Source organism: Bacillus sp. FSL M8-0025, from assembly GCF_037975475.1.
Taxonomy (GTDB): domain Bacteria; phylum Bacillota; class Bacilli; order Bacillales; family Bacillaceae; genus Bacillus; species Bacillus subtilis.
Genome location: NZ_CP150258.1, coordinates 2,359,721 through 2,373,229 on the forward strand (window position 1 = coordinate 2,359,721; position 13,509 = coordinate 2,373,229).

17 protein-coding genes and 1 riboswitch are annotated in these 13,509 nt (G+C 41.9%); of the genes, 6 read left to right on the forward strand and 11 right to left on the reverse strand.

Annotation, left to right across the window (positions count from 1 at the left end; translation table 11 throughout):
* Positions 1–39: 39 nt before the first annotated feature.
* The gene (gene mntR, locus MKX38_RS12035; RefSeq protein WP_003236923.1) at positions 40–468 is read right to left on the reverse strand and encodes a transcriptional regulator MntR; all 429 of its coding nucleotides are present in this window, start codon (positions 466–468) and stop codon (positions 40–42) included.
* Positions 469–567: 99 nt separating this feature from the next.
* Positions 568–1,404, reverse strand: a complete 837-nt coding sequence (lipM, locus tag MKX38_RS12040) for an octanoyltransferase LipM (protein ID WP_014664579.1) — start codon at positions 1,402–1,404, stop codon at positions 568–570.
* 190 nt (positions 1,405–1,594) lie between these two features.
* On the opposite strand from lipM, the gene MKX38_RS12045 reads away from it, so the two are divergent.
* Positions 1,595–1,975 carry a rhodanese-like domain-containing protein gene (locus MKX38_RS12045; protein ID WP_004398485.1) on the forward strand — a complete coding sequence of 127 codons (381 nt, stop codon included), beginning with the start codon at positions 1,595–1,597 and terminating at the stop codon, positions 1,973–1,975.
* 34 nt (positions 1,976–2,009) lie between these two features.
* Here the strand turns inward: MKX38_RS12045 and gcvPB are convergent, their stop codons facing one another.
* From gcvPB to gcvT, 3 genes are read right to left on the reverse strand one after another with little or no spacing between them, the layout of a single operon-like run.
* Positions 2,010–3,476: an aminomethyl-transferring glycine dehydrogenase subunit GcvPB gene (gene gcvPB / locus MKX38_RS12050; RefSeq protein WP_029726727.1), complete on the reverse strand. Its 1,467-nt coding sequence runs from the start codon at positions 3,474–3,476 to the stop codon at positions 2,010–2,012.
* Entirely contained in the window at positions 3,469–4,815 is a 1,347-nt protein-coding gene (gene gcvPA, locus MKX38_RS12055; protein ID WP_029317920.1) for an aminomethyl-transferring glycine dehydrogenase subunit GcvPA, read from the reverse strand. Before gcvPA ends, gcvPB begins: the two co-directional genes overlap by 8 nt.
* Before the next feature lie 29 nt (positions 4,816–4,844).
* Entirely contained in the window at positions 4,845–5,933 is a 1,089-nt protein-coding gene (gene gcvT, locus MKX38_RS12060; RefSeq protein WP_015251720.1) for a glycine cleavage system aminomethyltransferase GcvT, read from the reverse strand.
* A gap of 171 nt (positions 5,934–6,104) precedes the next feature.
* Positions 6,105–6,206: riboswitch (glycine riboswitch) on the reverse strand.
* Positions 6,207–6,374: 168 nt separating this feature from the next.
* Between gcvT and MKX38_RS12065 the strand changes: the two genes are divergently transcribed.
* From MKX38_RS12065 to sinR, 4 genes are all read left to right on the forward strand, one after another.
* A complete protein-coding gene (locus MKX38_RS12065) occupies positions 6,375–8,048 on the forward strand; it encodes an SNF2-related protein (RefSeq protein ID WP_004398544.1) in 1,674 nt (557 codons plus the stop codon).
* Positions 8,049–8,068: 20 nt separating this feature from the next.
* Positions 8,069–8,863, forward strand: coding sequence for a YqhG family protein (locus MKX38_RS12070; RefSeq protein WP_003230200.1), 795 nt, complete (start codon positions 8,069–8,071; stop codon positions 8,861–8,863).
* Positions 8,864–9,045: 182 nt separating this feature from the next.
* Positions 9,046–9,219: an anti-repressor SinI family protein gene (locus MKX38_RS12075; RefSeq protein ID WP_003230187.1), complete on the forward strand. Its 174-nt coding sequence runs from the start codon at positions 9,046–9,048 to the stop codon at positions 9,217–9,219.
* Positions 9,220–9,252: 33 nt separating this feature from the next.
* Positions 9,253–9,588 (forward strand): transcriptional regulator SinR, encoded by a 336-nt coding sequence (gene sinR / locus MKX38_RS12080; RefSeq protein ID WP_003226345.1) that lies wholly within the window; start codon positions 9,253–9,255, stop codon positions 9,586–9,588.
* Between the two features lie 92 nt (positions 9,589–9,680).
* Here sinR and tasA read toward each other — a convergent pair whose 3' ends face one another.
* The 3 genes from tasA to tapA form a co-directional block, all read right to left on the reverse strand.
* Positions 9,681–10,466: a biofilm matrix protein TasA gene (gene tasA / locus MKX38_RS12085; RefSeq protein WP_014664586.1), complete on the reverse strand. Its 786-nt coding sequence runs from the start codon at positions 10,464–10,466 to the stop codon at positions 9,681–9,683.
* 63 nt (positions 10,467–10,529) lie between these two features.
* Positions 10,530–11,102: a signal peptidase I gene (locus MKX38_RS12090; RefSeq protein ID WP_003246088.1), complete on the reverse strand. Its 573-nt coding sequence runs from the start codon at positions 11,100–11,102 to the stop codon at positions 10,530–10,532.
* Positions 11,086–11,847, reverse strand: a complete 762-nt coding sequence (gene tapA / locus MKX38_RS12095) for an amyloid fiber anchoring/assembly protein TapA (RefSeq protein WP_029726724.1) — start codon at positions 11,845–11,847, stop codon at positions 11,086–11,088. The genes MKX38_RS12090 and tapA overlap by 17 nt, the downstream gene beginning before the upstream one ends.
* A 271-nt stretch (positions 11,848–12,118) precedes the next feature.
* Between tapA and MKX38_RS12100 the strand changes: the two genes are divergently transcribed.
* Positions 12,119–12,445, forward strand: a complete 327-nt coding sequence (locus MKX38_RS12100) for a YqzG/YhdC family protein (protein WP_003246051.1) — start codon at positions 12,119–12,121, stop codon at positions 12,443–12,445.
* 41 nt (positions 12,446–12,486) lie between these two features.
* On the opposite strand, the gene MKX38_RS12105 is transcribed toward MKX38_RS12100, so the two are convergent.
* The 3 genes from MKX38_RS12105 to comGF all read right to left on the reverse strand — a co-directional run bounded on the left by MKX38_RS12105 (position 12,487) and on the right by comGF (position 13,496).
* Positions 12,487–12,666 carry a YqzE family protein gene (locus MKX38_RS12105; protein WP_029726723.1) on the reverse strand — a complete coding sequence of 60 codons (180 nt, stop codon included), beginning with the start codon at positions 12,664–12,666 and terminating at the stop codon, positions 12,487–12,489.
* Between the two features lie 71 nt (positions 12,667–12,737).
* Positions 12,738–13,112 (reverse strand): ComG operon protein ComGG, encoded by a 375-nt coding sequence (gene comGG, locus MKX38_RS12110; RefSeq protein WP_014480253.1) that lies wholly within the window; start codon positions 13,110–13,112, stop codon positions 12,738–12,740.
* Positions 13,113–13,496, reverse strand: coding sequence for a ComG operon protein ComGF (gene comGF, locus MKX38_RS12115; protein ID WP_327847410.1), 384 nt, complete (start codon positions 13,494–13,496; stop codon positions 13,113–13,115).
* Positions 13,497–13,509: the final 13 nt, after the last annotated feature.

Genomic DNA, 13,509 nt, shown 5'->3' on the forward strand with positions numbered 1-13,509 from the left:
AGCGTATCAAAAAAGACGGCCTCCTTCGAGACCGCCTTTTTACTGATTATGATGTTCTGTTTTCTTTTGGATTGATTTCAGATCTTTTTTACGGGCATCATCTTCTTCAAAATATTGAACAAGATCCCCGATGCGATCAATGCTGTTCCAGCTTAAATGATGTTCGATTCCTTCGACATCGTTATATATTTTCTCTTCATCAACACCAATGATTCTTAAAAACTGCTCAAGCAATTCATGTCTGTATACCAGCCGTTTGCCTATTTTTTTCCCTTTAGACGTTAACACGAGACCGCGATATTTTTCATAAATTAAATATTCGTCTTTATCTAGTTTTTGAACCATTTTTGTTACAGAGGAGGGATGGACTGCCAATGCTTCCGCGATATCGGAAACTCGTGCATATCCTTTTTCTTCAATCAGCATATAAATCTGTTCAATATAATCTTCCATACTTGGTGTTGTCATCGAAACCCTCCCAAAAAGCACCTTAACTTTATAAACCATTACAAGTTTACACTAATGAACTTGAAAAAACAAGGATGCTCCGCGGGTCAAAAGCCCTGTTTACCGCTTATAATTCCATTCATCTGAAGCGTACTTTGTTTCAGCCAAGTGATGAACAAAATCAAGCTCTTCCTGAGAAAGTTCATATGGCTCCAAATGAATGTTAAGACCTGTTTCAAATCCTTCTTTAAAGGCTTTACGAGCCTCATCCATCGTCACCCGCTTTTCGGTGAGTTCATTAATGGCAACCGCTTTATTTTTGAAATTGCGCTGCATCCGCTCTCTTACTCTTTCACTTGGATATAAGAACAGATCGAACAGCTTGTCCTCATCTAAATCAAGAAGAATGGAGCCATGCTGAAGAATCACGCCTTTTTGTCTCGTTTGCGCGCTTCCCGCCACCTTGCGCCCCTCAACCACTAGTTCATACCACGAAGGCGCGTCAAAACAAACAGATGACCGCGGATTTTTTAAGCTTTCTTTTTCTTTTTCAGTTCTCGGGATGGCAAAGTAAGCGTCCAGACCGAGATTTCTAAAGCCTTGAAGTATGCCTTCTGAAATAACCCGGTAAGCCTCAGTAACAGTTGCCGGCATCTCGGGGTGCTCTTCCGAAACAATTACGCTGTATGTCAGTTCCTGATCGTGCAGCACACCTCTCCCGCCGGTCGGGCGTCTGACGAATCCGAGATTATATTTATGTACTGCTTCAAAATTGATTTCCTTTTTAATATTTTGAAAATACCCTACAGAAAGTGTCGCCGGATTCCAGCCGTAAAAACGGATAACCGGGGGGATTTTCTTTTCGCTATGCCAATATAAAAGCGCTTCATCAAGCGCCATATTGAATGCAGGACTTGCATTGCCTGAGTCTATAAACCGCCAAGTTTCTTTTTGCATTTTAAGACCTTCCTTACCGTTTTAATAGAATCAGTTTATCAAACTGTCGGGAAAATGAAAAATATTTTAGTTCCATTATAGATGACAATCACGCTGTGCTTTACTATAATAGTATTTGTCGAAAACGGCTCTATGACCTTGTTTTATGAAGCAGGGTTTTGATTTTATATGCTAAAGGAGTAGAATCACATTGTCTAATATGATCGTTTTGATTATTTTTGCTGCGTTTATCATCTATATGATTGCTTCATATGTCTATCAGCAGCGAATTATGAAAACACTTACCGAAGAAGAATTCCGCGCGGGTTACCGCAAAGCGCAGCTTATTGACGTTCGTGAGCCAAATGAGTTTGAGGGCGGACATATTTTAGGCGCCCGCAACATCCCGCTTTCCCAGCTGAAACAGAGAAAAAATGAGATCCGTACGGACAAGCCTGTTTACCTGTACTGCCAAAACAGTGTCCGCAGCGGACGCGCGGCACAAACCCTGCGCAAAAACGGCTGCACTGAGATTTACAACCTAAAAGGCGGCTTTAAAAAATGGGGCGGAAAGATTAAAGCGAAGAAATAAAGCAAACAGCTGTCTGGTAGACAGCTGTTTTTATTTATCTTTCTACCGCCTCGTATCTGAGCACCGGGTGTCTCGCCGCTTTTGTTTCATCCATTCTTTTTACAATCGTTGTATGCGGGGCCTCCTGAACAAGTTCCGGATTCTCCTCCGCTTCTTTTGCGATTTGAATCATAGCATCAATAAACGCGTCCAGTGTTTCCTTTGATTCGGTCTCTGTCGGCTCGATCATGATGCATTCTTCAACATTAAGCGGGAAATAAATCGTCGGCGGATGATAGCCGAAATCAAGCAGCCGTTTTGCTATATCAAGCGTACGCACTCCCAGCTTTTTCTGCCGCTTCCCTGATAATACAAATTCATGCTTGCAATGGCGGTCAAACGGAAGATCGTAATAAGGCGCGAGCTTTCTCATCATATAGTTGGCGTTTAACACTGCGTTCTCAGTAACAGCCTTTAATCCGTCAGGCCCCATGGAGCGAATATACGTATACGCTCTCACATTAATGCCAAAGTTGCCGTAATACGGCTTCACACGGCCAATCGCATGAGGGCGGTCATAATCAAACGTAAAGCGCCCTTCTTTTTTGACTAAAACTGGCTTTGGCAAATAAGGAATCAGATCTTTTTTTACGCCGACAGGGCCTGAGCCGGGGCCTCCGCCGCCATGAGGGCCTGTGAATGTTTTATGCAGGTTGAGGTGCACCACGTCAAATCCCATATCACCAGGTCTCGCCTTGCTTAAAACGGCATTTAAATTAGCGCCGTCATAATACAGTTTCCCCCCCGCTTGGTGTACAATTTCCGCCATCTCTGTAATCTGCTCCTCAAACAAGCCGAGCGTGTTCGGATTCGTCAGCATAAGCGCTGCAGTTTCTTCATTCACTGCTCTTTTTAAATCCTCTAAATCAACAAGCCCTTTTTCATTCGATTTCACCGTAACGGTTTCAAAGCCTGCTACTGTCGCTGATGCAGGATTCGTCCCATGCGCGGAATCAGGGACAATGACCTTCGTCCGCTTGAAATCCCCGCGAGCTTCATGATAGGCACGGATCATCATCAGCCCCGTCCATTCGCCGTGCGCTCCGGCAGCAGGCTGAAGCGTAACCTCATCCATTCCCGTTATTTCTTCAAGGTGCTTGCTTAAATCATATAAAAGCTCTAATGCGCCTTGCACCGTGTCTTCATCCTGAAGGGGATGAATCGCAGCAAAACCAGGTATACGCGCGATTTTTTCATTGATTTTCGGATTGTATTTCATCGTGCAAGAACCGAGAGGATAAAAACCGGAATCCACCCCGTGATTGCGTTTGGACAGCGCTGTATAATGGCGCATGATGTCCAGCTCTGAAACCTCCGGCAGCGCTGCGTCTTCGTCACGAATATAGGTGTCTGACAAGAGGTCCTCCAATTCGATTTCCGGTACATCGAGCTCCGGCAGACTGTAGCCGATTCGGCCTTCTCTTGAAAGTTCAAAAATAAGTGCCTGGTCCTGATTACTCATGGCGATCCCCCAATTCCTGAATGAGTGCGTCAATTTCTTCTTTTGTTCTCAGCTCCGTTACAGCAATCAGCATATGGCAGTCCAGCTCCGGATACGTCAACCCAAGATCATATCCGCCAATCATGCCTTTTGCCAGCAAACGCTTGTTCACAGCTCTCACCGGCTCATCCAGTTTGATGACAAATTCATTAAACATCGGCCCATCAAACATAACGGTAAGGCCTGCTTTTTTTGCTTCTTGCTTTGCATAGTTGGCTTTTAAGAGATTTTGGCGGGCTATATCTTTTACGCCGTTTTTTCCGAGAGCAGTCATGGCCACTGATGCTGCCAGCGCATTTAAAGCTTGGTTCGAGCATATATTTGATGTTGCTTTATCCCGGCGGATATGCTGCTCCCTGGCTTGCAGGGTAAGCACAAAGCCTCTTTTTCCGTTTTCGTCTTCCGTTTGTCCGACGAGACGGCCCGGCACCTTTCTCATTAATTTTTTAGTAACGGCAAAAAAGCCGCAATGCGGGCCGCCGTATGCTGAAGGAATGCCGAAAGGCTGCGCATCACCGACGACGATATCAGACTGAAACTTGCCCGGCGGAGTGAGAAGACCAAGCGCCAGCGGGTTGGCTGAAACAATAAACATGGATTTCCCTTGATGAGCGATAGGCTCAATATCCTTTAGCGGCTCGATCCGGCCGAAAAAATTCGGGTATTGAACGATCACTGCGGCTGTGTTCTCGCAAACGGTTTGACGCAATGCATCAAGATCCGTAACGCCATCCGCAGCGGGTACTTCAACAACATCAATATACTGACCTTTTGCGTACGTTTTCAGCACCTCTCGCGATTCAGGATGCACGGTTTTTGACACAACAATTTTTTTCTTTTTCGTGTGGCCTGAAGCAAGCATTGCTGCTTCTGCCAAGGCTGTTCCGCCGTCATACATCGAGGAGTTGGCGATATCCATGCCTGTCAGTTCACAGATCATCGTTTGGAATTCAAAAATAGCCTGGAGCTCTCCTTGTGAAATCTCTGGCTGATAAGGCGTATATGCGGTATAAAACTCAGAGCGTGAAATGACATGATCCACAATGACAGGCTGATAGTGGTCATATACACCCGCTCCTAAGAAAGAAGCGTATTGTACGGTATCACGATTTTTAGAGGCCAGCTTTGTCAGTTCTCTTGTTAATTCTGTTTCTGATTTCGCTTTTTTGATTTGATACTCTTTTTTATATTTGACGTTTTCCGGTATATCAGCAAATAAATCATCGATGCTGCTTACGCCGATAGTAGCAAGCATCTCCTGTTTATCCTTTTCTGTTGCGGGCAAATAACGGTGCTTCATGTGTTGTCTCCTCTCTCCAAGAAAAAATATTAGCGTTTATAAAATGGTGTTTTGACAACCTTTGCTTTCACTAATTTTTTGCGAATCTCTACATCTACAACAGTCCCGATCTCACTCGTTTCCGAATCAATTAAGGCAAGGCCGACGTTTTTCCCTAATGTCGGTGACTGCGTGCCGGTTGTCACCTTTCCGACAGACCTGCCATTTTGGAAAACCTCATATCCGTGCCGCGGTATCCCTTTTTCAATCATTTCGAGACCGACAAGTTTGCGCTTCGCTCCGTTTTCTTTTTGTTCACTCAATACTGACTTACCGAAAAAGTCAGACTCCTTTTTGTGCTTTACAGCAAAGCCTATACCTGCTTCAATCGGTGTAATATCCCGGGTCAGCTCCTGACCGTAGAGCGGGAGCTTCGCTTCAAACCGGAGTGTATCACGTGCACCGAGACCGCATGGAATCAATCCGTATGCATCCCCTGCATCGATGATTTTTTTCCAAATATGCATAGCATCATCACTGCGGCAGTAAATTTCATACCCGTCTTCTCCCGTATAGCCAGTGCGTGAAATAAGTGCTTTGCGGCCGCTGATATCGGCTTCATCAATAAACGCAAACGGCTTTAATGCAGACACATCCGCATCTGTCAGATTTTTTAAGATCGCTTCTGCTTTCGGTCCCTGTACAGCCAAGAGCGCGATTTGATCTGACTGATTGTCAATCTGCACATCACCTGCTGCATGTTCTTTCATCCAAGCCAAGTCTTTATCTATATTAGAAGCATTAATGACAAGCAGATAGCGGTTCTCTCCTTTTTGATAGATAAGCAAATCATCGACGGTTCCGCCATCCGGGTAACACATCGCTGTATATTGAGCACGGCCTGGCGTTAACGCGGAAACATCATTTGTCATCAATCTTTGCAAAAAAGACAGACTGTCGTTCCCTGACACTTCGACTTCTCCCATATGAGATACATCAAACAAACCGGCTGCAGTTCGGACAGCCTCGTGTTCTTTTTTTATAGAAGAAAATTGAACAGGAAGCTCCCAGCCTCCGAAATCAATCGTTTTTCCTCCATATTCCTTATACAGGTCAAATAACGGCGTTCTTTTCAGCATCTAATTCCTCCCCTTTATCAACGGCGCAGCTAAAAAACATACAAAAAAGGACAGAGAAACACCTCATGTAAAATGAAGGTTCTCTGTCCTGGCACCTGAAAGTTTACTTTGCATACGCAAAGACGTCCCCTTTGGTGGTTTGCGCATCCGCACAAACACTCTCCAGAGTTGCGTCGAGCAAGAGTTCTTTTGCCTGAGAGATTCACTCCGCAGTTTGCTCCTTCGGCGCCTGTATCCCGAGGTTTTCGGTCAGGTCTCTCCCCTTGCTGTCATTCGCTCATATTTTCATGCTGTTATGGACATACTATAGCAATATCTTACATCAAATACATACTCATATCCTACCATCATCACTATATGCTGGGCAACAGCAATTTGGGCAGATTTTTCTTATATTATTCATCTTAAGAATCGAAGAATAAGAAAGGCGGTTTCAAAGCAATGAATACAGAAATGATCTACGATGCAAAATGGCCTGAAGAATTTGCTGAAAGACTGAAAAACGATGGCCCTTGGGCAAACTGGGAACTGTACAAGCTCTCTGCAGAAATCCAGAAAACATTAGCAATTCCAGAGTTTGAAGGCTTACGGGCTCCTTTATATCTGCCTTCCTTTACGCCGCTCCCCCACCAGCTTGAAGTGGCGCAAAAAGTGGTTGAAAAAATGAACGGGAAAGCGATTTTAGCAGATGAGGTTGGTCTCGGAAAAACGGTTGAAGCTGGACTGATTCTAAAAGAATATATGATTCGCGGGTTAGCAAAAAAAATTTTGATCCTTGTGCCCGCTTCCCTTGTGTCACAGTGGGTCAAAGAGCTTCAGGAAAAATTTTTGATTCCGGCTGTTGAACAAAAGAAAAGCTATGTGTGGGAGCAATGCGATATTGTCGTCTCATCAATAGACACCGCGAAGCGCTCGCCCCATCGAGAAATCGTTCTGTCTATCCCATATGATCTTGTCATTATTGATGAGGCACACAAACTGAAAAATAGCAAAACGAAGAACTATGAATTTGTCCGGAATCTCGTAAAAAAATATTGCCTGCTTCTTACCGCGACGCCAATCCAGAACCGTATCGAAGAGATTTTCAATTTGGTGTCCTTATTAAAACCCGGCCATTTAGGCAGTCAGAATCACTTTCAGGAGGAGTTCGCCAAGAAGAAATCCAGTTTAGAAGCGCATGAACATTTAAAAGATCTTGTGAATAAAGTCATGATCCGTAACAGGCGGCATGATACAGGGCTGAATTGGAAACAGCGCCATGTTGAAACAGTGCCGATTCAATTTTCTCCATCAGAGCAGGCGCTTTATGATGAAATTTCTCGTTTGAAGGACAGTATCAATAAACCAGCCAGCATGTTCTCGATTATGACCTTGCAAAGAGAATGCTGTTCGAGCAGAGAAGCGGTATATATGACGCTGAAAAAGATGCTTGATCAAAAAGAGAAACAAGCACCTGCCATTGATGAGGATACGATTTCAGTTTTGATAGATCGCATCAATCAAGTGACACAAAACTCTAAAGCGCTTCAAGTTGTTGACTTGATCAAAAAGATCGACGATAAGGTCATCATTTTTACAGAATACCGTGCAACCCAGATTTATCTGCAGTGGTTTCTTCAGCAAAACGGCATCAGTTCTGTGCCGTTTAGAGGCGGATTTAAACGTGGAAAAAAAGACTGGATGAAGGATCTTTTCCGCGGAAAAATCCAAGTCCTTATTGCAACTGAAGCAGGCGGTGAGGGAATTAACCTGCAATTTTGCAATCACATGATCAACTATGACCTGCCATGGAACCCGATGCGGCTTGAGCAAAGAATCGGAAGAATTCACAGACTCGGGCAGGAGCGTGACGTGCATATTTATAACATGGCGACAAAACATACGGTGGAAGAGCATATTCTAAAGCTTTTATATGAAAAAATTCATTTGTTTGAAAAAGTGGTCGGTGAACTTGATGATATTTTAACGAAAATTCAAGTGAACAATTTTGAAGAGCACCTTCATGACATTTTGTATCACTCAGCAACAGAAGAAGAAATGAAAATAAAAATGGATAACTTAACCTCATTTTTGTCTTATAAAAAACAGCTGCCTGCTGAAAAAAGAGGATCTTAGCCTGTAAGGAGGTTTTATTAGTGAGACAGCAAGAGGTTCACGATTTTCTGCTGCGTTTTTTTCAAGCAAACAGCTGCCAAATCGTCGATCAAGGCTTAGGCTATATGACAGTGCAGCTTACAGTTGAAATGGACAAACAAATCATGAACCGCCCTTTCTACTGGCATTGGCGCGAGAAGACAGGCGGTGATCCGAATCCAATGAAAATCACTTTTATTACAGATAAAGAAAATGCGCCAAAAGACCTAGATGGTGAATTTATATATTTTGGGGCCCCGCGTCTTTTTCAAATATTTAAAGCTGTTAAACAAAATGGGAGATTTACCAGAATGTATGAGAAAATTGAATCAGCCGGAGCTAAAGTCCCACTTCAGCCTTGGCTTGGTATAAATGTCACGATTTCATACCAGTCCGACATGAAAAAGGATAAGTTATTGTCACTAGGTCTTCACCTAGTCTCTGGAACGATAATTGAAGATTTTCAAAGCAAGCTGACCCAGTTTTCACTGACGTCTCAAATATGTGACTATTGCTTCACCATTTCACCTATGATCAAACCAGAAAGCGGACTTAAGCGTATGGAAAACTATATTTCCAAATCCGCTATGCAGGAGCCGTCCGACTGGGCGGAACAGGCGGTTAACAGGTGGAAGAATGATATGACATTGCTTGATAAGTTTTACGAGCATATAGAAGAAAAACCAGAAGAATACCATCTAGAAAAACAGGCGCTGAAAACCTTGTATCAACCAAAGATATCAGTTGAAATTGAAAATGGCGGATTGTTTTATCTGCAAAATAATATTTCAAGCTAACTTTTTTACCATTCGACATCATTCTCGTTTTTTTTGAGAAAATACGATTATAATAAAGGTATATTGGAAAAAAATTCTGGTGATTTAATGGCAAATGACTTCCAGAGACTAATGAAGCATACAATAAGTCATGGCCGGACTGGCTGAAATACATAAACAAGTATTTTAGGAGGAGAAACTGCATGAAGAATGCAAAACAAGAGCACTTTGAATTGGATCAAGAATGGGTTGAATTAATGGTGGAAGCCAAAGAGGCAAATATCAGCCCGGAAGAAATACGAAAATATTTACTTTTAAACAAAAAGTCTGCTCATCCTGGTCCGGCAGCCAGAAGTCATACCGTAAATCCTTTCTGAATGTGCTATAATATCACAAGGAAGGTGATGACATTGATTGGCCAGCGTATTAAACAATACCGTAAAGAAAAAGGCTACTCACTATCAGAACTAGCTGAAAAAGCTGGGGTAGCGAAGTCTTATTTAAGCTCAATAGAACGAAATCTACAAACGAACCCCTCCATTCAATTTCTCGAAAAAGTCTCCGCTGTTCTGGACGTCTCGGTTCATACTTTGCTCGATGAGAAACATGAAACCGAATACGATGGTCAATTAGATAGTGAATGGGAGAAATTGGTTCGCGATGCGATGACATCCGGGGTATCGAAAAAACAATTTCGTGAATTTTTAGATTATCAAAAATGGAGAAAATCCCAAAAAGAGGAGTAGTGCCTGAGCAGAGGCACTAACTCCTCTTTTGTCAATAACCATCGAGACGGCCCAGTATATGAATACTGGGCCGTCTCTTTTTATGGCTGTTATTAATTTTTATCCTCGCTATGCGCTTTTTCATTTTCTTTCACATAACCGTCTTTATCAGTATGGTCCTTTTTGATTGTCAAGCCGTTCCACTGTGTAGCTTCGAACGAGAATTGAAGCTTAATGGAGTTGCCTTGATATTTATTTTGAACCATAAGCCCGTTTTCATCTTTTGTTTTATCATCTTTGAATTGGATTTCCATTTGAACCTGATCGAAGTCAGTTGGTGTTTTTGGAACACCATCATATTCAGGAGCGGTTTTACCGTCAATTGTTGCTACATTGACTTTACCGCTTGCATGTAAGAATTTAGGGTCTATTTGTTTTTTGATTTTTTCAGCAGCCGCTGCATCATTTTTAGCAGACATCAAATACAAGTCTTTAAGGTTCGCATCATCTAAAATAATGTTTTTCGGGTAACCATTGCCGCCCTCTTTTCCAACTGTCAACAATGTCACTTCAAACTGGCTGAGGAAATCTTCTGGAGATGTATTGCTGCCGCCGTTTGCTTTAAAATCTCCATAATTAAGCGCCATTAAAACTTCTTTGATCGCAAGTGATCCGTTATTTTCAAATTGGAAATCCTTTGTCAACTTATCTCCCGGCTTTAGATTTGATAAGTTCACACTCGCTGAATTCTCTTTAGCAGATAAATCAAGCGTACCTGATGCAAAAGTAGCATCCTTTGATTTAATGTCGTTAAATGCTGCCCATGTTCCTCCTCCAACTAAAGCTAATCCTAGTGCTGCAGAAGCAACTCCTAAACTCAATTTCTTTTTCATACCCATGGTAAACTCCCCTTTTATTGAATGATTTTATATCGAAACCTGTTGCCAGGTTTACAACTGAAGTTAAGTAGACATGGTGCTGTCCTTTGTATCTGTTTCCAAGGCTTTTGTCTTTCTTTCAATTTCTCTAATGGCGCTGCTGATCGTCACAAAAGCGTACACTAACAGCATCACGCCGGGAACAATCAATAATACAGCCGTTCCAATCGGCTGGCTGGCAAAATGAAGCATATAGCCGGCATATGGAAGCTGAAAACCTGTGTATTGTGCGCGAACATTTTCGTCCGATACAGGCGCTGAATCAGCTGCTGCATTATTATCACCTTTTGTTTTAAATAACAAATGGTCTCCTTGCTTTGTTATGTCAACAATTCTGTGGGTGACCGCCGTATTTGCATCCTGCATAAATGTAATAACGTCACCTTTTTGGAGCTCTTTCACATCAGTGATTTCTTTGACCAATATTAAGGAACCTGTATTGAACTCCGGCTCCATCGAACCTGACAGAACTGATTTCAATGTATACCCAAACACTGCCGGCTCTCCCCCGGATGAACGTGTTGAAATCACGACAAGTGTCAGCACAATAATAAGAGTAAAGATGATCACGTATAAAATATTACTGATCAGCTTCATTGCTTTTTTCATCCTCTTCCCCGCTTTCCTTCTGGTCTGATTGAGTTTCATTTTCTTTGGTTACAGCTTCTTGAGATGTTTCTTCTTTCATTGTTTTTTCCTGTATATCCTTTTGTGTTGTTTCATTCTCCTTTTTGACGTCCGACTTTGTTTCTTTTTTAGGGACAGTCGGTTTTTCATCGCATTTTGCAAGCGTCATAGGCTCCGACCACTCAAATGTACTGCCGTTTGCCGGGTAGCCTGCCGGTTTATATACTTTAAATGCATAAATGCCGGGTTTCATTTTTTTCTTGGTCTCAATTTTATAAAGTGAATCGCCGATTTGATTGGAGACAAATCCTTTTTCGATCACGTTCCCATCCTTTAACGGTTTGCGGGCATTTTCAAGCTTATGAAGCTCCCACTTCCACTTTGATTTCTTAAGTTTCTCACCTGTATTTTCGAGCACAGCAAATAAGGCGAAAGGTGAGCATACAGTGCCTTTCGTATCCGTTTGATCTGATATGTGCAAATCACTTTGATCCCAGCGTTTATCATAATGGCAGTTTTTATCTGTATGCTGAAAGTCTTTACACGTTTGAAGTGAGACATCAAATGTTTCAATATCATGAAAAGCAGCGCTTGTATCATCGGAAAATTGTAAGCATATTGCGGCAGTCAGACTGAAAATGACTGAAAGCTGAAAGATAAGCAGAACTTTCAGTTTCGTCTTCGCCTTTTGCTGATTGTGAAACAGTCGAAACATATCTTACCTCCTGTAAAACACTGTAACTTGATATGACAATCGTTCTCTTTAAAGAACTACACAAATAGAGTATAATCAAAGATTTATAGATTTAAAAACACCGAAATCGCTCATTTCGTTCGTTTAAAAGAATGTTTTCATCATATTACAAAGTCTTGCTCAGTATTGCTCATTTTTTCAATTTTTTTGAAATTTTTGGGATTGTTATGTGAGAATTTAAATGCATATCCCATTATTATTTGGTAATAATAAACAAAGAAAGGGTGACAGCATGATGATCAAACAATGTGTGATTTGTCTATCTCTTCTCGTCTTTGGCACCACAGCCGCTCACGCAGAAGAAACACCGCTTGTAACCGCCCGCCACATGTCCAAATGGGAAGAGATTGCTGTAAAAGAAGCAAAAAAAAGGTACCCGCTTGCACAGGTACTGTTCAAACAAAAAGTATGGGACCGTAAAAGAAAAGATGAAGCAGTGAAGCAATACCATTTAACTCTGAGGGAAGGGTCAAAAGAATTCGGCGTTTTTGTGACGATTTCATTTGATCCTTATAGCCAAAAGGTCAATAAAATCGCCATATTAGAAGAATATCAATAAGGTCCTCCATTTTTTGAAGGACCTTATTCGTTTATTTGCGGTTATTTTTTCCGTTTCAGCCAAAGTCTGAAGCCATAGGGTAAAATACCGAACAACTGCTGGGAAACAGGCGTTTTTGTTTCTTTCCGCACCTCTTTTCGTTCTTTTCGCTCATCTCTCGGAGTATCTATATATTTGACAAATTGCTGCGTCATATATTTAACATAGTCATTCGTTTTCACGTGATCACCTCATCATTCAATTATTATGAAGTGTTGTCTCACATGACTTTTTTTATACCCTTTACACTGTTTTATTCTGTCCATCTCAGCAGTTTTTTCTGTTTTTGATCAAACACGATCTGTGCAGTTCTTTCTGTTCCCGACTCCGTTGACACTCTTAAGTTGATTTCTTTTTGTTCTTTTATCGATGTATCATGAATGTAATAAGAAACCCGTCCATATGGAAATTGCTGCGTACCCTCCTGGCCTTTCCGTTCCTCTAGAACATGCCGAATCGAAAGAAGCACCCCATTTTGAAGCAAATTCTCTCCTATGTATAACTCTTTTGTTTCCTTCTCAAACATGCAGCGTGAAATATATTGAGCAGCAGCAAAGTTCACGATTAACAGCACAAGCGCTGACACAAAAAGAACAGCTGGATAAATAAACCCTCTTGTACGATACATTCACCTCCCTCCTAAATACGAATAGACTGGAAAAGCAGTTTGATACACTTTTTGGTTCTCACTCTGAATTTTCAGCAAAACAACACCATTTTCAATATCAGCTTTCATGGCAGTAATATGATCTAAAATCGGAACATGCCCTTTGCCATCCACTCTTTTTCTTATCATTGAATGATAAATTTCGAAACGGATGTCCTGCCCGGAAAGATTGGTGCAGGTTAACACGCTCCCATGCTCGGCTGTCTTAACTGCCTGTGACTCCTTGCATTCATTCATCATCTGTTCTATCGAAATCATCCATTCTTGCTGTGTGAAACCGTCATGTTCCTGCTGTCGAGACAAAAACAGATGGAAAATCGCAGCTAACGATCCTGATATGAGCAAAAAGACTGAGAGC